An 18,292-nucleotide genomic window follows, 5' to 3' on the forward strand; every position below is an offset into this window, starting at 1 on the left:
CTATTTCACGGAGATTGCCTTGACCTGCCAGACGGCACGACCGTGATAGGGCTGTCCCTGCAGGATGGGGTTGCTGTCGAATGGATACATCACAAAGAACGGACCCTGATCGTCGATAGGCATATATGCGCCATTGCGCTTGACGGCGAGGATCGTGCCGAACTTGGTGAAATCGCTGGTCGGGATATCGACGCTATAATCATTGAGGGCAATGACCGTGGCCGTCGCACCCTGGGCCTTGGCCTTTTCAAGCAACAGCGCCATTGGCACGCCTTCGAAGTTGACGACACCGTCATTCCAGGGCGTCGAAGTCTTGATCGACACGAGGCCCATCGCCTCAAGCTGATTGCGATCGAACGTCACCGAGCCCGAGGAGCCGGTAATCGTCACCGACGGCACGTCCTGCGCCAGGACGGGCGCGACGAACGCAGTAAGGACTGCGAAAATAATTGAGGCAAGAAGACGCATTGAGGGTCCGATGCTTTCGGGGTATGGGCCTTGCCCGTTCTATCTCCAGCCTGCACAACTGGCTGTTAAAGATCGGTTAAGTTCCACAGGGCAATGGAAACAAACTTAACAGCTCAAGATTGGGCGTAGCATTTGTCGGAACTCGCTGATCTATTTTCAGCTCGGTAAGATCCAGGTTACGTGCCACTGATCTGCACTTTTGCTATGAAGTCGACGGATGCCGATATGGATTTTCTCGGCAGCTTCGGCGGCTGTAAGGGCGTTGCGATTTCATCTCCCCATCAATCATACCGAAGACGTGCGGTGACCGGATCAAAAGTGACTGGCGCGACAGCGCGTTCTCTTTGCTACTCCTCGATAATGAGGAAGTGCAACAAATTCATGATAGATACGATCCCCGGCTTGCCCGCAGCGGTTGGCCTTGCCAGCAAGAAAAATAGTTCGGCTTTCTAATGAATTCATACGCTTTCTAACCGCGCCGCTCAATACAGAATGCGTCACGCCATCGGCAGCGTATTCTCCGAGTCGCTCGATTAGCAGGCGGCGATGATCTATTGCAGCAGGATCGCGCGGAAGTCGTTGACGTTCGTGCCGGTCGGGCCGCTGATGAAAAGGTCGTCGAGAGCGGCGAAGGCCGACCAGCTGTCGTTACGATCAAGGAATTCGGACGCATTTTTTTCGAGTTCGGCAAGCCGCGAAACCGTGGCGCCGTCGGCAAAGGCACCGGCATTGTCTTCGGAACCGTCGATGCCGTCCGTGTCGGCGGCGAGCGCTGAAATGCCTTTTTGGCCGGAAATGGCGCAGGCAAAGGACAGGAGGAACTCGCTGTTGCGGCCGCCTTTGCCCTTGCCCTTGAGCGTTACCGTGGTTTCCCCGCCAGACAGAAGGAGCATGGAGTCTTGCGACGCCAGACCCCGCTGCCGGATCTTGGCTACGATCGCCGCATGCTGGCGGCCGACCTCCGATGCTTCGCCTTCTATGGCATCGGAAAGCACGATGGTCTCGACGCCGGCCTTGCGGGCGACATCGGCAGCGGCATCCAGCGCGATGGCCGCCGAAGCAATGAGCTTCACCTCGTTGCGGGCGAAACGAGGGTCCGAGGGCAGGGGCGGTTCATCCCTGCCATCTTCGAGATGACGCATCACCGCGTCAGGCAAATCGAGACCATAATGTTCTATGATCGCAAGCGCGTTGGCGCGGGTCGTGCCGTCGGCAATGGTTGGGCCGGAGGCGACCAGGGCGGGGTTGTCGCCGGGGATATCGGAAACGACGAGAGAGACGACCTTTGCAGGATAGGCAAGGGCCGCCAGCCGTCCTCCTTTGATGCGCGAGACCTGCTTGCGCACGGCATTCATGGCGCCGATCGGCGCACCGGAGGCAAGCAAGGCCCGATTGACGGCGATTTCGTCGGCAAGAGTGAGATCGCCGGCCGGCGCGGGCAATAATGCCGAGCCGCCGCCGCAGATGAGGGCGACGACCAGATCGTCTTCCGTGAGACCGCTTACCACTGCCATCAATCGATCTGATGCGTGCAGGCCACTTTCGTCCGGCACAGGGTGAGCCGCTTCGAGAATCTCGATACGCTCACACGGTACGGCATAGCCGTAGCGCGTGACGACGACACCGGACAGCGGCGCATCCCAGAGACGCTCGAAGGCGCGTGCCATCTGCGCCGCCCCCTTGCCGGCGCCGACCACCACCGTCCGACCCCTCGGCTTTTCCGGCAGATGGGCGGCAAGCGCCTTGTCCGGATCGGCGGCAGCGACCGCCGCGTAGAACAGTTTTTCCAGAAAGGCGCGGGGATCGGCGATATCAGGCATCGGTTTCTCACATGTTAGGCAACGGGATGGTTCGCCATGCGCTCCAGCGCCTTGACGAGGCCGGAATGGTCGAGCCCGCTGTCCCCATTGGCGGCGCACTGGTTGAAGAGCTCCTGCGTCGCTGCGGTGTTCGGCAGCGAAACGCCGAGAGCCTTGGCGCCCTGCAGGGCCAGATTCAAATCCTTCTGATGCAGGGAGATGCGGAATCCGGGCTCGAAGGTACGCTTGACCATGCGTTCGCCATGCACCTCGAGGATGCGCGAGGAAGCAAAGCCGCCCATCAGGGCAGAGCGCACGCGGGCGGGATCGGCGCCGGCCTTGGAGGCGAAGACGAGGGCTTCGGACACCGCTTCGATCGTCAGCGCGACGATGATCTGGTTTGCGACCTTGGTGACTTGGCCATCGCCGCAATCGCCGACGAGGGTGATGTTCTTGCCCATCAGCTGGAAAAGTGGCAACGCCCGCTCGAAGCTGGCTTCAGAGCCGCCGGCCATGATGGAAAGCGAAGCGTTCTTGGCGCCGACTTCGCCGCCGGAGACGGGCGCATCGATATATTCGGCACCGGTCTCGCGAACCTTCCTGGCGAATTCCTTGGTCTCGATCGGCGAGATCGAGCTCATGTCGATGACGAGCTTGCCCTTGGACAGGCCGTAGGCAACGCCGTTCTCGCCAAAGAGCACGTCCTTGACCTCGGGCGTATCCGGCAGCATCAGAATGATGGTGTCGACGGTTTCGGCGAGCGCCTTCGGCGTTTCGACGAATTGCAGGCCGTTATCGAGCAGCTCCTGGCGCGGCGGAATGGAAAACTTTGAGGTGATGATGATGTGGCCGGCATCCTGCAGGTGACGCGCCATGGGGGTTCCCATGATGCCGAGGCCGATGAATCCGATATGTGCCATGGTTGTTAGCTCCTGATATTGAGAATGGCTGCGCCTTCGGCGTGGCGGCCGGCTGCGGCAAACCAGCCGAGCCCCGCCGCGGTCGTGGTGCGCGGCTTGTATTCGCAGCCGATCCAGCCGTCGTAGCCGAGCGCATCGAGCGCATCGAAGATGAAGGGATAGGCGATCTCGCCGGTACCCGGTTCGTTGCGTCCGGGATTGTCGGCAAGCTGCACATGGGCAATCTGCGCCTGGTGCTTCTTGAAGGTGCCGATCAGTTCGCCTTCGGTACGCTGCTGGTGATAGAGGTCGTACTGAATGAACAGATTGTCGCTGCCGACGTCGGCGATGATCGCGGCTGCCTGATCCGGCGTGTTGAGATAGAAGCCGGGAATATCGAAGCGATTGATCGGCTCGATCAGCAGGCGGATGTCATGCTTGCCGAGCTCTGTCACAGCATATTTGAGATTTGCGACGAAGGTGGTCCGCAGCACGTCGTCCGGCACGCCAGCTGGCGCAATGCCTGCAAGGCAGTTGACCTGGCTGCAGCCAAGTGCCGTCGCATAGTCGATGGCAGAGGCAACGCCACGGCGGAATTCGTCGATACGATCGGGCAGGACCGCGATGCCGCGCTCGCCGCCGGCCCAATTGCCGGCCGGCAGATTGTGCAGCACCTGCGTCAGGCCATGACGATCGAGTTCGGCGCGGAGCGCTTCCTTCGTAAAGTCATAGGGAAAGAGATATTCGACGCCCTCGAAACCGGCCTTGGCGGCAAGCGCGAAACGATCCAGAAACGGCGCCTCGGTGAAGAGCATGGTGAGATTGGCCGCAAATTTCGGCATTGTGTTCCTCCTTTGGAGCAATTCCAGGAAAAGTGCGCAGCGGTTTTCCGTCCGGAATTGCGTGAAAACAAAGAGATAGAGCGGTTCAGAGAGTCCCTGAAAAGCTGAACCGCTCTAGTCCAGCAGAGCGAGGATTGCCGTCGGCGCATCCTCGCCGCGCTCGGCAAGTTCCTCGAACTCGACGACGGCATTGATGTCGGCGCCCATGGCGATGTTGGTAACGCGTTCCAGAATGAACTCGATGACGACGGGAACCTGATGTTCCGCCATCAGCTGCTTTGCGGTCGTGAAGGCTTCCTGGAATTCGTTCGGGCTGCGCACCCGGATCGCCTTGCATCCGAGACCCTCGGCAACGGCGACGTGGTCGACGCCATAGCCCGGCTCCGCATCGCCGGATGCATTGATGTTTTCGAAAGCGAGGCTGACCTCGAAATCCATATTGAAGCCGCGCTGGGCCTGGCGGATGAGGCCGAGATAGGAATTGTTCACGACCACATGCAGGTAGGGAAGCTTGTGCTGCGCGCCAACGGCCAGTTCCTCGATGAGGAACTGGAAGTCGTAGTCGCCAGAGAGCGCGACGATCGGACGATCCGGATCGGCGGCGCGTACGCCAAGCGCTGCCGGCAGCGTCCAGCCGAGCGGGCCTGCCTGGCCGCAATTGATCCAGTTGCGCGGCTTGTAGACGTGCAGGAACTGCGCGCCGGCGATCTGGCTGAGCCCGATGGTCGAGACATAGCAGGTATCGCGGTCGAAGGCCTTGTTCATCTCCTCGTAAACGCGTTGCGGCTTCAGTGGCGTCTGATCGAAATGCGTCTTGCGCAGCATGGTGCGCTTGCGGTCGCGGCACTCCTCCGCCCATGTCGACCAGTCGCGCAGCTTGCCTTCGGTCTTCCACTCCGTCGCAACGTCGAGGAGGAGCTTTAGCGCCGCACCAGCATCCGAGACGATGCCGAAATCGGGGGCAAAGACGCGGCCGATCTGGGTCGGCTCGATATCGACATGCACGAAGGTCCGGCCTTCCGTATAGGTCGAAACATTGCCGGTATGACGGTTTGCCCAGCGATTGCCGATGCCGAAGACGAAATCGGAGGCAAGCAACGTCGCATTGCCGTAGCGATGCGAGGTCTGCAGCCCGCACATGCCGGCCATCAGCGGGTGATCGTCCGGGATCGTGCCCCAGCCCATCAGCGTCGGGATGACCGGAACGCCGGTGATTTCGGCAAATTCGACCAGCAGGTCGGAAGCATCGGCGTTGATGATGCCGCCGCCCGCGACGATCAGCGGCCGCTCGGCCGCGTTCAACATGGCAAGCGCCTTTTCGGCCTGCGCCCGCGTCGCCGACGGCCTGTAGGGTTCAAGCGGGGCATAGGTGTCGATGTCGAACTCGATCTCGGCGAGCTGGACATCAACAGGCAGGTCGATGAGGACCGGGCCGGGACGGCCGGAGCGCATCGTGTGGAACGCCTTCTGGAAGACGTAAGGAACGAGCGCCGGCTCCATGACGGTGACGGCCCATTTGGTGACGGGGGCTGCGATCTTGGCGATATCGACGGCCTGGAAATCCTCCTTGTCGAGGCGGGCGCGCGGCGCCTGGCCGGTGATGCAGAGGATCGGGATCGAATCGGCAGAGGCCGAGTAAAGGCCGGTGATCATGTCGGTGCCGGCCGGTCCCGACGTTCCGATGCAGACGCCGATATTGCCGGCGCGCGCCCGGGTATAGCCCTCGGCCATATGGCTTGCGCCCTCGACGTGGCGGGCAAGCACATGGCGGATCGACCCGCGTGCCTTCATTGCCGAATAGAAGGGGTTGATCGCAGCGCCGGGAACACCGAAGGCGCAATTGACGCCTTCCTTTTCCAGAACCAGCACTGCGGCATCGACTGCGCGCATCTTCGCCATGGGATTTCCTCCGTTTCTGTATCGAAGGTACCGCATGCGCCGATGAGTGCAATCTTAAAATGGAAATTAATCCCATCATATGGAAATAAACATTTTCAACGAATCTGGAACAATCACAGCGAAGCGGATATGTCATGAAGCCAAACAGGTCGCGCCGAATTGCGCGACGCGCGTTCGGTCTAAAGTGAGCGTCATGGCGGAGAATCGGGAAAAGACGAGGGGCAGGCCGGGCCGGAAGCCGGCCGAGAATGCAGCGGCTTCATCCGTGCAGGTGCTCGATCGCAGTTTAAAGTTGTTGGAGTTGGTGGCCGAAGCCGACGGCGCCGTCTTGACCGATCTTGCCGACAGATCGGCCATGGCGCCTTCCACTGTGCACCGGCTGCTGACCTCTCTTGCCCAGCACGGCATGGTGGCGCATGACGATGAGACCGGCGCCTGGACGATCGGGGTGAAAGCCTTCGAGATCGGAACTGCCTACTTGCGCTTCCGCAAGCTCGGCACGATCAGCCGGCCGTTCTTGAAGCGGTTGATGGAAGAGTCCGGCGAGACCGCCAACATCGCGATCGAAGAGGATGGCGATGTGGTCTTCATCTCTCAGGCGGAAAGCCATGCGCCGATGCGCGCCTTTTTCCGCCCCGGCCGCCGCGGGCCGATCCATGCCTCCGGCATCGGCAAGGCGATCCTTTCCACCTGGGCGGATAGCCAGATCGAAGCTTTGCTTGCGGGGCGTTCGCTGCAGCATTTTACCGACAAAACCCGCGATACGCTGCCCAAGTTGCTGACGGATATGGCCGAGATCCGGTCGCGCGGCTGGTCGATCGACGACGAGGAGCACACGCTCGGCATGCGATGCGTTGCCGCGCCGATCTTCGATGAATATGGCGAGGCCGTTGCCGGTATTTCGATTTCCGGGCCGGCCGTGCGGCTGCCGGATGACAAGGTTGCCGCGCTCGGCCCGGTGGTGCGGGCCGCAGCTGGAGAATTAACGAAGGCAATGGGTGGAAAATCGAAGCGGGCCTAAAAACGCCTTCGCCATCGTCTCTCCTCCAGAGACGATGGCGTCGACGGCCCGCCGCATAAGGGGTCAGGCGAACTGTAGTTGTTCGCGCGCGGTCGCTTCCGGCTTTCTATCGCTCTTTGTCTTCATCGACTTGCCGGCAACATAGACTTCGGCCACGCAGCGATCGTCGCCCATGGTCTGCAGGATGAAGAGCTCTTCGGCGAGTGTCGTCGCGGTACGCAGGCGGAATTCCATCGCCGACTTGGCACTCGAATCGAGCACGACGATATCGGCATTTGCGCCCGGCTGCAGCGAACCGATCTGCGTTTCCAAGCCGAGCGCCAAAGCGTTGCCGCGTGTCATGCGATAGAAGGAGTTGAACGGCGTCAGCCGTTGACCCTGCAGATGCAACACCTTGTAGGCTTCATCCATCGTTTCGAGCATGGAGAAGCTGGTTCCGGCACCGACATCGGTTGCAACCGACCAGCGCGCGCCAAGCCGATCGAACTGGCCGGCGTTGAAGAGCCCGGAGCCGAGGAAGAGGTTCGATGTCGGGCAGAAGACACCGACCGCGCCGCTCTCGGCGAGCACTGCGACTTCCCTTTCGCTCATATGGATGCAATGGCCGAGCAGCATGCGCTCGTTGAGCAGGCCGTAACGGGCATAGATATCCGTATAGTCCTTGGCTTCCGGGTAAAGAGACGTCGCGAAGGCGATCTCGTCCCGATTTTCGGAGAGATGCGTCTGGACGTAGCAGTCGGGGTGTTCGGCGACGAGTGCCCGGCTCATTTCCATCTGCTCGGGTGTCGAGGTGATCGCAAAGCGCGGGCTGATCGCATAAAGCGCGCGGCCGCGACCATGCCATTTGTCGATCAGCCGCTTGGTCTCGTCATAGCCGCGCTGTGGCGTATCGCGCAGTGCCTCCGGCGCGTTGCGATCCATCATCACCTTGCCGCCGATCATGCCCATGCCGCGCGCTTCAGCCGCCGCGAAATAGGCATCGACGCTTTCGGGATGTACCGAGCAATAGGCAACGGCCGTCGTCGTGCCGTTGGATAGCAGCTCGTCCATGAAGCGGTCGGCGACCTCGGCCGCATGGGCGGCGCGGGCGAATTTCTGTTCCTCGACGAAAATGTAGGTGTTCAGCCATTCGAGCAGCTGCGCGCCATAGGAGGCGATCGCCTGTGTCTGCGGGAAATGCAGGTGCGTGTCGATAAAGCCGGGGAGGATGAGGTTCGGACGATGATCGGCAATCTTGATGCCGGCATCCGCCAGCTTACGAATGTCGCCATAGGTGCCGATTTCCACGATCTTGCCGTCGCGCACGAAGACCGCGCCGTCCTCGATATAGCTATAGGAGGCGGTGTCATCGATGCCTTTCGGCTCGGCAAGGAAGGTCAGCACGCGGCCACGGATCAGGACTTCGTTCATTGGGTCTTCTCCCCATTGATGGCACTTTCGTACCAGGAGACGAGCAGGCGACGCTCCTCGTCGGTAATGTGCGAGGCGTTGGCCGGCGGCATGGCGTGGCTGCGGCCGGCCTGCAGGTAGATCTCGCGGGCATGGGCGGCGATATCGCGATCGGTTTCGAACATCACACCCTTCGGCGGTGCGATGATGCCCTCCCAGCTCGGTTCCTTCGCATGGCACATGGAGCAGCGACCCATGACGGTATCGCGGACTTTCGGGAAATCCTGCGCCGTGATGAAGGGCTGCCGGATAGCCGAAATCTTCGTAGTCGGTTCGCCCGTCAGGATCTTTGGTACCGTGGAAAGCCACATGATGATGATGAAGAGGACGACGGTGACGAGCCAGGTCCAGGTCGGCTTGCCGGCATCGGCATGACGGGTGTTGAACCAGTGGCGGATCGTGACGCCCATCAGGAAGACGAGCGAGGCGATGATCCAGTTGAACTGCGTGCCGAAGGCCAGCGGATAGTGGTTCGACAGCATTAGGAACAGGACAGGCAGCGTCAGGTAGTTGTTATGCGTCGAGCGCTGCTTGGCGATCCTGCCGTATTTCGGATCGGGCGTGCGGCCGGCGATAAGATCTGCGACGACGATCTTCTGGTTCGGAATGATGATGAAGAACACGTTGGCCGACATGATTGTCGCGGTGAAGGCGCCGAGATGCAGGAAGGCGGCACGGCCGGTAAAGAGATGCGTGTAGCCCCAGGCGACCGCCACCAGAATGAAATAGAGCGCCACCATCAGCCGGGTATTGTCGTTGCCGAAGGGCGACTTGCAGATCAGGTCGTACATGATCCAGCCGCCCGCGATCGTGCCGAGCGAAATGGCGATCGCCACCGGCTTGGAGACGTCGAGCACGGCGGGGTCGATCATGTAGAGGTCGGCGCCGGCGTAATAAACGAGACAGAGCATGCCGAAGCCCGATAGCCAGGTGACGTAGCTTTCCCATTTGAACCAGACGAGATGGTTCGGCATGTTGGCCGGCGCGACGAGATACTTCTGGATATGGTAGAAGCCGCCGCCATGGACCTGCCACTCCTCACCGTACGCTCCCGGCGGCAGCGCCGGATGCTTCTTGAGGCCGAGGTCGAGTGCGACGAAATAGAATGACGAACCAATCCAGGCGATTGCCGTGATGACGTGCAGCCAGCGGACGGCAAAGGTTAGCCAATCCCAGGCGATGGCATATTCATACATGGGAACTCCCTCCCGATCTTTATGGGACTGTTTGCCATCATGCGATTTTCTCGAAAATCCCGGTGAATCCGCAACACTTTCAAAAAAATCTATAAGATGAACCCTGGTTTGTTCCGCGCGCCAATGTGGTAGAACGGTGCCATGTCCTATCTTGATAATGTCCGTGTCTTCGTTCGCGTGGTCGAACTCGGTACTCTTTCGGCAGCGGGGCGCGACCAGCGCGTCACACCCGCGGTTGCGAGCAATCGCATCAAGGAGCTGGAGCGCCATCTCGGCGTGCGCCTCTTCAACCGCACGACGCGTAAGCTCTCGCCGACCGAGCACGGCCGCGTCTTCTACGAAAAGGCCGTGAAGATCATCGAGGCCGTCAACGAGGCGGAAGCGGCGATCGCCGATCTCTCACGTAATCCCAAGGGGGCGCTGAGGATCACGGCGCCGCTCGGTATCGGCCGGCGGCTGATCGCCTCGGGCATTCCGGAGTTTCATGACAAATATCCGGATATCGAGGTGCGTGTGCGCCTGTCGGATCATAATGTAGATATCCTTGCCGAAGGCGTGGACGTTGCCTTCAAGCTCGGCGTTTTGGAAGATTCCAATCTGCGTATGCGCGGCATCCTCAATTGCGAGCGGGTGCTGTGCGCTTCGCCGGCCTATCTTGCGAGCCGCGGCGTGCCGGCGACCGCCGACTCTCTGATTGCCGACAAGCATGACTGTCTCTTGCTGCGCTATCCCGGCTCCAAGGAATATTACTGGACGCTGGTCACGGCGGAAGGCCTTCGCAAGTTCGAGGTGGCCGGCCCCTACGACAGCGACGACGGCGATGTGCTCACCCAATGGGCATTGGAAGACCGCGGCATCATCAACAAGCCGCTGTTCGAGGTGAAGGCTTATCTCAGGGAAGGCCGGCTGGTCGAAATCCTCAAGGAGAGCCCGCCCGCTCCGGTTCAGCTCGCCGCCATCTATCCGCACAAGCGCTTCCAGGACCCGAAGGTTCGCCTGATGATCGATTTCATGGCAGAGCGCTGTCAGCGGCTGATCGGCAAGCTGCTCGAAGACGAGTCGGCGGCTGCGGCGTCTAGCGGCTGACGGCTCCAACCAGTTTTGCGTGGTCACTCGCCCAGGTCAGCGCGGCCGTCATGATCTCGGCGGCGGCAAGTGTTGCGATGACGCTTGGACGTTTGTCCTTGACCGCCGTGCCGCCGATCGGGCAGACGAGGCGGTCGAAAAGTTCCGCCTGGCCGGTTTCTCGCGACAGCCAGTTGCGGAAGGTGGCACGCTTGGTCTTGGAGCCGATCATGCCGACATAGGCGGCATCCGCGCGCTTGAGCGCCTCGGCCGCAATCAGGAAATCGAGCGCGTGGTCATGGGTTAATATCACGAAACTGCTGCCGGCAGGTGCGTCGCGCACCACGGCTTCCGGCATGGCCGTCAGGCAGGTTTCGATGCGCGGCACGGCACTGGCAACAAGCTCTTCCTCCCGCGTATCGACAAGTACGACGCGCAACGGCGCCAGCGAAAGCGCCATGGTGAGGGCATCGCCGACATGGCCGGCGCCGAAAACATAAACATGCGGGCGTGCGGCCATTTCGCGATCGCTCCGAGCTATGAGATCATTCGCAAGCCTGGGGTTGACGGCGGTGAAGGCAAGGCCCACCCGGCCGCCGCAGCACTGGCCGATCTCCGGGCCGAGCGGCACGTTCATCGGCTCTGCCGTAAGGCCGGAACGCAGCGCCCGCCGCGCCTGGTCGATGGCCATATATTCAAGCGCCCCGCCGCCGATCGTCGCAAAGATTGCCCGCTCCGACACCAGCATCCAGGCGTCCGCATCCCGCGGCGCCGAACCTGCGACCCCCGTCACCTCGACGAGCATCGATGCCGGTTCGCGCCGCAGGAAATCCCGGATATCTTCACGGGCGGCAGGCATGATCTTACTCCTTGTTCGCCGCCTTGAGACGCTCGATCGCCATCAGCACCCGTTCGGGTGTTGCCGGCGCGTCGAGACGCGGGCAGATCTTGTGATCGGCGGCGCTCGCCACCGCGTCCGAAAGCGCATGCAGGACGGCAAGGCCGAGCGGCAGCGGCGGCTCGCCGACCGCCTTGGAACGATGGATCGTCGGCTCATAGGCTTCCGACCAATCGGTCAGTGCCACATTGAAAATCTTCGGGCGGTCGGATGCAAGCGGGATCTTGTAGGTGGAGGGCGCGTGCGTTCTAAGACGCCCCTTGCCGTCCCACCAGAGCTCTTCCGTCGTCAGCCATCCCATGCCCTGGACGAAGCCGCCCTCGACTTGGCCGATATCGATTGCCTTGTTCAGCGAACGGCCGGTATCGTGCAGGATATCGGTGCGCTCCACCACATATTCCCCCGTCAGCGTGTCGATCGACACTTCCGAGCACGCCGCGCCATAGGCATAGTAGTAGAAGGCGTGGCCACGACCGGCCTTGCGGTCCCAATGGATCTTCGGCGTCTTGTAGAAGCCGGCCGCCGAAAGCTGGACGCGGGCCATATAGGCCTTCTTGACGAGATCGTCGAACGGCATCTCGATGTCGCCGATGCGCACCCGGTTGGGCAGGAAGAGAACCTTATCGCGCTGCACCTGATGGCTTTCTGCCGCAAAGGCGATCAGCCGTTCCTTGATCTGGCGCGCGGCGTTCTGGGCTGCCATGCCGTTGAGATCGGCACCGGAAGAGGCTGCGGTCGGCGATGTATTCGGCACCTTGGCCGTCGTCGTCGCCGTGATCTTCACCCGGTCGAGATCGATCTGGAATTCTTCCGCTACCACTTGGGCGACCTTGAGGTGCAGGCCTTGCCCCATCTCGGTGCCGCCGTGGTTCATGTGCACGGAGCCGTCGCTATAGACATGCACCAGCGCGCCGGCCTGGTTCGATTCCGTCTTGGTGAAGGAAATGCCGAATTTCACCGGCGTCAGCGCGATGCCGCGCTTGACGATGCGGCTCTTGGCATTGAACTCTGAGATCGCCTTGCGGCGGCCGGCATAATCCGCACTTTCTTCCAGTTCGGCGACGATGCGCTGGATGATGCAATCCTCGACCTTCTGGTGATAGGGAGTGAGGTTGCGTTCGCCCTGGACGCCCATAGCATCGTAGAAATTCAGCTTGCGGATCTCGAGCGGATCCTTGCCGACGGCGAAGGCCACTTCATCGATGACACGCTCAGCACCGACCATGCCCTGCGGGCCGCCGAAGCCGCGGAAGGCCGTGTTGGAGACGGTATTGGTATAGAGCGGTGCCGACTTCGCATGAACATGCGGAAAGAAATAGGCGTTGTCGCAATGGAACAGCGCGCGGTCGCCGACCGGGCCGGAAAGATCGGCTGAGAAACCGGCGCGCAGCGCGAAGGTGTAGTCGATGCCGAGGATGCGGCCCTCATCGTCGAAGCCGACATCGTAGTCGATGGCAAAATCATGCCGCTTGCCGGTCGCTACCATATCTTCATCGCGGTCGAGCCGGACCTTGACGGCGCGCTTCAGCTTCTTGGCCGCGATCGCGGCGATCGCCGCGCATTGGTTCGCCTGCGTTTCCTTGCCGCCAAAGCCGCCGCCCATGCGGCGAACCTCGATCGTGACCGCATTGCTCGGCACGCCGAGCGCATGGGCGACCATATGCTGCGTCTCGCTCGGACCCTGGGTGGAGCAATGGACGACGACCTCGTCATCCTCGCCAGGGATGGCAAGCGAGACCTGGCCTTCGAGATAGAAGTGATCCTGGCCGCCGAGCCGCATCCGACCGGTTACGCGCCGCGGAGCGCTTGCGAGTGCGGCTGCCGCATCGCCGCGCTTCAGCGTCAGCGGCGTTACCACCTGTCGATGGGTCGAGACATCGAGATCCCATATGTCGATATCAGCAGGCAATTCCTCGTACTCGATCTTTGCCAGCCTTGCGGCGCGGCGGGCCTGTTCGCGCGTTTCGGCGATCACGCAGAAGATCGGCTGGCCGTGAAACTCGACCTTGCCGGCGGCAAGCACCGGGTCGTCGTGCATGTAGGAAGGCGAGATATCGTTGACGCCAGGCACGTCCTCATGGGTGAGGACGGTGACGACACCGGGGGCTGCCCGCACCGCTGAGAGATCGACGGATTTCACGATGCCGTGCGCCACGGTGGACAGGCCGAGGCCGGCGTGAAGCGTGCCCGTGGGTTCGGTGATGTCGTCGATATAGACGGCGGCGCCGGAGACATGCTTGTGGGCGGAATCGTGCCGCGGGCTGGAATGAACGCCGCCAATAATGGTTTCGGGCTTGAGATCCGGAGTGTGCTTGTTCATGGCTTATGCGGCCTCGTATCTTGATACCTGCGCCGGCGCCGCGCTGGACGTCGTTTCCAGGTAGAAGCGCAGCAGGAGGTTTTTTGCCGCCAGCGCCCGGTATTCTGCCGTCGCGCGCATGTCGGTCAGAGGCGCATAATCCTCGGCATATTTCTCCATTGCCGTCTCCACCGTCTCTTCATGCCAGGGTTGGCCGAGCAGCGCCTTTTCGACGGCGAAGGCCCGCTTCGGCGTTGCCGCCATGCCTCCATAGGCGATCCGGATTTCTGCCACTGTACCATCGGGGGCAAGGGCCAGACGAAAGGCGCCGAGCGTGGCGGTGATATCCTCGTCCCGGCGCTTGGTCACCTTGTAGATGACGAATTTTTCCGCAGCGGCGGGAACCGGAATATGTATGGATTCCACGAATTCGCCGGGCTGACGATCCTGCTTGCCATAGGCGATGAAAAAGTCTTCAAGCGCGATGGTGCGCCGGACAGCGCCCTTGCGCAAGGTCAGTGATGCCTTGAGCGCGATCAGCGCCGGCGGCGTATCGCCGATCGGCGAGCCGTTGGCGATGTTGCCGCCGATCGTGCCCATGTTGCGCACCTGCTGGCCGCCGATACGCGTGATCAGTGGCCCGAGCGCCGGGATATGCTGCGACAGCGTCGCGATCGCCTCCGAATAGGTGACACCGGCGCCGATGGTGATGAGGCCGTCTTTGACCGAGATCGACTTCAACTCCTGCAGCCCGGCGATGAACACGACCGGCGTGATGTCGCGCATGTGCTTGGTGACCCACAGGCCGACATCGGTCGAGCCGGCGACGACGGTCGCCGTTGGCGAGGCTTCGAGAACCGAGGCGAAGTCATCGAGGTTCGCAGGTACCACCAGCCGATGGCGATCGTCGCCGATTTCGACACGGGCGCCGTCGCGAAGAGCCTGCAGGCGCGCGATCATCGTTTCGCGCTCGACAAGCAGCGGGTCGTCCTGCGTTCCGCCATAGCTGGAGATGGAACGGGCAGCGCGCAGGATCGGCTCATAGCCGGTGCAGCGACAGAGATTGCCCTGGAGCGCCGTTTCGATCTGTTGATCCGTCGGATTCGGCGCCTGCATCCAAAGCCCGTAGAGCGACATGACAAAGCCGGGCGTGCAGAAGCCGCATTGCGATCCGTGAAAGTCGATCATCGCTTGCTGCACCGGATGCAGGTGATCGTCGCTAGGAGCGAGATGTTCGACGGTAACCACATGACAGCCGTCCAGCGAGCCGAGGAAGCGGATGCAGGCGTTGACGCCTTCATAGACGAGGCCACCGGCAGGCGTCAGCCGTCCCACAAGCACGGTGCAGGCGCCGCAATCGCCTTCGGCGCAGCCTTCCTTGGTGCCCTTCAACGAGCGGGAAAGGCGCAGCCAGTCGAGCAGCGTCTGGTCCGGCGCTATGTCGGTAAGAACGATGTCCTGGCCGTTGAGAATGAAACGCAGTTCGGAGCGGATCGTCGTCGGTGTCATCGCTCAGCTCCCGCGGTAGGTGGAATAGCTATAGGGCGAGAGCAGGAGCGGCACATGGTAATGTGCGGTTTCATCGGCGAGACCGAAACGGATCGGGATGATGTCGAGAAACATCGGGCCTTCCGATGTGCGGCCGAGATAGTCACCGGCATGAAAGCGCAGCTCGTAGGTGGCGGCCTTCATGGTTTCGCCTGATAGCAGCGGTGCATCGCAGCGGCCGTCGTCGTTGGTCTCGGTGGACTTCAGAAGGTGCAGCACGTCGCCATCAACACGGAAAAGGTCAATGCGCAGGCCCTGGGCGGGTTTCCCGAGCGCCGTATCCAACACGTGGGTCGTGAGCCGTCCGGCTCCTGGCGAATGAGACTGCATGTTTTTCTCCCGAACGTAGCGCTCCTGTTTTCACTATCCGCCAAGCCGGTACCACTGAAAAGCAGCGGTATCGTTCGAGACTTTCAAATTTTCCAAGGGGAATGGTGTGCGCGATTTGCGGTTAGAAATTGATGATCGGATACGTTTGGAGGGACGTTTCGTGCGCTGTCGGCGCGACATGCTTGGACATGATCGACAGCCTTTGGCAGTTCGCTGAAAAGGTGAAACAGGCTTCGGAATAGAAATCTGCCCTGAATGACGAAGAAGCCGGCGACGGCTGCCGGCTCTCGCGAGCACTGGCCGCAACGCCCCACTTGCCCGTCAACCATGCACTGACAGTGCTTACCAGGAATAGACTTTACGGCTCCTGGGATCAGTGTCCGTAACGACTGTCTTACGGAAATAATGCGGCTAGGTTGGTCGGACGGAGTGCGATTGGCACTCCGGGCGGACGCGGCTGCCCTGCCGCAGGCCACGCATCGAACTTCACAACACCTATCGCCAATCCAGACTGAGGTGACTTCGAGGAATGAAAACGGGAGATAATGGATGAAAGTAATCGAAATTCAGCCGCTGACCAGAGCCGCATTCGCCCCTTTTGGCGACGTGATCGAGATGGAAGGCGCACACAGCTATCCCATCAATGCGGGCAAATGCACCCGTTATCACGACCTCGCGAAGGTCGAAGCGATCGGCGAGGAGGCGAAGACGATGATCAGCTGGCTGCGCGGAGAGCCCTACGCGCTGCCGCTGGAGCTGAAGATGGTCGAGCGCCATCCCCTCGGCAGCCAGGCCTTCGTGCCGCTGTCCAATCATCCGTTCCTCGTCGTTGCGGCTCCCGAGACAGACAGTGGGCCGGGCGAGCCGGTGGCGTTCCGCACCAGACCCGGCCAAGGCGTCAATATATGGCGCAATGTCTGGCATGGCATCCTGACACCACTCGATGGCATCTCCGACTTCGTGGTCATCGATCGCGGCGGCAAGGGCGTCAATCTGGAGGAACATTTCTATAACGAGACGTTCCTGATCCGCTGATCGGATATCGATCGGTGCAGACAAAATAAGGGGCGCTGTGGTTGCAGCGCCCCTTATTTTGCCAAAGCGATTCCCATTTCCTGCAGAATGCCAAGAGGCCGGGTCATTCCAGCGAATGGCCCGGCCTTGAATTCATTCCGCCGTCAATCCGCGAAGAAGGCGAAGCGTACGACGAACAGGGCTGCGACGATCTGGGTTGCCGGATGTAGCATCGACCAGCGGCCGGTGAAGACTTTCACGGCGACATAGGTGATGAAGCCGAAGGCAAGGCCGTTGGCGATCGAGTAGGTGAAGGGCATGGCAAGCGCGGTGATTGCTGCGGGTGCCGCTTCGGTCAGGTCATCCCATTCGATCTCGGTCAGCTCGCGCATCATCAGGCCTGCGACGTAGAGCAGTGCCGGAGCCGTCGCATAGGCTGGCACGGAAGCTGCAAGCGGCGAGAAGAAGAGGGCCGCGATGAAGAGGGCGGCGATGGTAATTGCGGTCAGGCCTGTGCGTCCGCCGGCCTGGACGCCCGATGCGCTTTCGACGAAGGCCGTCGTACTGCTGGTGCCCATCAGCGAGCCGGCAACGATGGCGGCACTATCGGCAAGCAAGGCTCTGCTCAAGCGGTTCGGCTTTCCTTCCTGAATCAGGTTTGCGCGCTTGGCAATGCCGATCAGCGTCCCGGTGGCGTCGAATACTTCGACGAGCACGAAGACAAGGATGATGTGGACCAGGCCGCCATGGAGGGCGCCGACGATATCAAGCTGCAGGAAGGTCGGCATGATCGACGGCGGCGCCGAAACGATGCCATGGAACTGGCTGACGCCGAAGATCCAGGAGAGAACGGTGACAGCGAGAATGCCGATGAGGATCGAGCCTCTGACCTTCAGCGCGTCGAGAACGGCGATGACGAAGAAGCCGAAGATCGCGAGAAGGGGGCCGGTCTGTTTCAGGTCGCCGAGGCCAACGAGGGTTGCCTTGTTGGCGACGACGATGCCGGCGCTCTTGAGCGCGATGATCGCCAGGAAGAGACCGATACCGGCGGCAATCGCGCTTCTGAGCGAATGCGGGATGCCGGCGATCAGCCAGCTGCGGACGCCGGTCACCGTCAGCAAAACGAAGATGCAACCAGAGATGAAAACCGCTCCGAGCGCTTGCTGCCAGGTAAAGCCGAGTGCGGCAACGACGGTGAAGGCGAAGAAGGCATTGAGCCCCATGCCTGGCGCCATGCCGATCGGCCAATTGGCGACAAAGCCCATGACGATGGAACCGAGCGCGGCTGCGAGACAGGTGGCGACAAAGACCGCATTGCGGTCCATGCCAGTCGTCGACAGGATGTCAGGATTGACGAAGATGATATAGGACATCGTCAGGAACGTCGTCACGCCTGCGATGAGTTCGGTGCGCACGGACGTGCCGTGCTCACTCAATTTGAAAAGTCGTTCAAGCATTGTTCCTCCCTAAGCGTTCCCGACGCTCGTGAAATCATGGGGCTTGCCTGCATCTCCTCCGGATGCGGGCCGCAAGAAGCGGCTTTCAACGCTTCGTGGCGAGGGGGG

General features: G+C 61.3%; 15 protein-coding genes. 3 read left to right on the forward strand and 12 right to left on the reverse strand.

The features are described from left to right. The 5 genes from GA0061103_RS17295 to gcl all read right to left on the reverse strand — a co-directional run bounded on the left by GA0061103_RS17295 (position 1) and on the right by gcl (position 5,907). A complete protein-coding gene (locus GA0061103_RS17295) occupies positions 1–468 on the reverse strand; it encodes a putative pterin-binding protein (protein WP_092713211.1) in 468 nt (155 codons plus the stop codon). 551 nt (positions 469–1,019) lie between these two features. After that, a complete protein-coding gene (locus GA0061103_RS17300; RefSeq protein ID WP_092713213.1) occupies positions 1,020–2,288 on the reverse strand; it encodes a glycerate kinase type-2 family protein in 1,269 nt (422 codons plus the stop codon). Positions 2,289–2,302: 14 nt separating this feature from the next. Further along, the gene (gene glxR / locus GA0061103_RS17305; protein ID WP_092713215.1) at positions 2,303–3,187 is read right to left on the reverse strand and encodes a 2-hydroxy-3-oxopropionate reductase; all 885 of its coding nucleotides are present in this window, start codon (positions 3,185–3,187) and stop codon (positions 2,303–2,305) included. A 5-nt stretch (positions 3,188–3,192) separates the two neighbouring features. Next, on the reverse strand, positions 3,193–4,008 hold the full coding sequence (gene hyi / locus GA0061103_RS17310) for a hydroxypyruvate isomerase (protein WP_092713217.1): 816 nt from the start codon (positions 4,006–4,008) through the stop codon (positions 3,193–3,195). Between the two features lie 114 nt (positions 4,009–4,122). Next, complete coding sequence (gene gcl / locus GA0061103_RS17315) at positions 4,123–5,907, reverse strand: glyoxylate carboligase (protein WP_092713219.1); 1,785 nt, start codon at positions 5,905–5,907, stop codon at positions 4,123–4,125. A 193-nt stretch (positions 5,908–6,100) separates the two neighbouring features. On the opposite strand from gcl, the gene bhcR reads away from it, so the two are divergent. Beyond that, positions 6,101–6,928, forward strand: a complete 828-nt coding sequence (gene bhcR / locus GA0061103_RS17320; RefSeq protein WP_092714330.1) for an HTH-type transcriptional regulator BhcR — start codon at positions 6,101–6,103, stop codon at positions 6,926–6,928. A 63-nt stretch (positions 6,929–6,991) separates the two neighbouring features. On the opposite strand, the gene guaD is transcribed toward bhcR, so the two are convergent. Together guaD and GA0061103_RS17330 are read right to left on the reverse strand one after the other, a co-directional pair. Further along, positions 6,992–8,338: a guanine deaminase gene (guaD, locus tag GA0061103_RS17325; RefSeq protein WP_092713221.1), complete on the reverse strand. Its 1,347-nt coding sequence runs from the start codon at positions 8,336–8,338 to the stop codon at positions 6,992–6,994. Next, a complete protein-coding gene (locus GA0061103_RS17330) occupies positions 8,335–9,573 on the reverse strand; it encodes a urate hydroxylase PuuD (protein ID WP_092713223.1) in 1,239 nt (412 codons plus the stop codon). The genes guaD and GA0061103_RS17330 overlap by 4 nt, the downstream gene beginning before the upstream one ends. Positions 9,574–9,714: 141 nt before the next feature. Here GA0061103_RS17330 and GA0061103_RS17335 point away from each other — a divergent pair, with 141 nt between their 5' ends. Next, positions 9,715–10,659, forward strand: coding sequence for a LysR family transcriptional regulator (locus GA0061103_RS17335; protein ID WP_092713225.1), 945 nt, complete (start codon positions 9,715–9,717; stop codon positions 10,657–10,659). Here the strand turns inward: GA0061103_RS17335 and xdhC are convergent. From xdhC to uraH, 4 genes are read right to left on the reverse strand one after another with little or no spacing between them, the layout of a single operon-like run. Beyond that, the gene (xdhC, locus tag GA0061103_RS17340) at positions 10,649–11,497 is read right to left on the reverse strand and encodes a xanthine dehydrogenase accessory protein XdhC (protein WP_092713227.1); all 849 of its coding nucleotides are present in this window, start codon (positions 11,495–11,497) and stop codon (positions 10,649–10,651) included. The two genes, GA0061103_RS17335 and xdhC, sit on opposite strands and share 11 nt — an antisense overlap. Positions 11,498–11,501: 4 nt before the next feature. Next, positions 11,502–13,856, reverse strand: coding sequence for a xanthine dehydrogenase molybdopterin binding subunit (gene xdhB / locus GA0061103_RS17345; RefSeq protein WP_092713229.1), 2,355 nt, complete (start codon positions 13,854–13,856; stop codon positions 11,502–11,504). Positions 13,857–13,859: 3 nt separating this feature from the next. Beyond that, positions 13,860–15,344, reverse strand: coding sequence for a xanthine dehydrogenase small subunit (gene xdhA, locus GA0061103_RS17350; RefSeq protein ID WP_092713231.1), 1,485 nt, complete (start codon positions 15,342–15,344; stop codon positions 13,860–13,862). A 3-nt stretch (positions 15,345–15,347) separates the two neighbouring features. Further along, positions 15,348–15,713 carry a hydroxyisourate hydrolase gene (uraH, locus tag GA0061103_RS17355; RefSeq protein WP_092713233.1) on the reverse strand — a complete coding sequence of 122 codons (366 nt, stop codon included), beginning with the start codon at positions 15,711–15,713 and terminating at the stop codon, positions 15,348–15,350. A 549-nt stretch (positions 15,714–16,262) separates the two neighbouring features. Here uraH and GA0061103_RS17365 point away from each other — a divergent pair. After that, positions 16,263–16,748 (forward strand): ureidoglycolate lyase, encoded by a 486-nt coding sequence (locus GA0061103_RS17365; RefSeq protein WP_092713237.1) that lies wholly within the window; start codon positions 16,263–16,265, stop codon positions 16,746–16,748. Positions 16,749–16,891: 143 nt separating this feature from the next. Here GA0061103_RS17365 and GA0061103_RS17370 read toward each other — a convergent pair whose 3' ends face one another. Continuing rightward, positions 16,892–18,184: an NCS2 family permease gene (locus tag GA0061103_RS17370; protein WP_092713239.1), complete on the reverse strand. Its 1,293-nt coding sequence runs from the start codon at positions 18,182–18,184 to the stop codon at positions 16,892–16,894. Positions 18,185–18,292: the final 108 nt, after the last annotated feature.

The sequence above is a fragment of the Martinezella multihospitum genome (assembly GCF_900094585.1).
GTDB lineage: Bacteria > Pseudomonadota > Alphaproteobacteria > Rhizobiales > Rhizobiaceae > Rhizobium > Rhizobium multihospitium.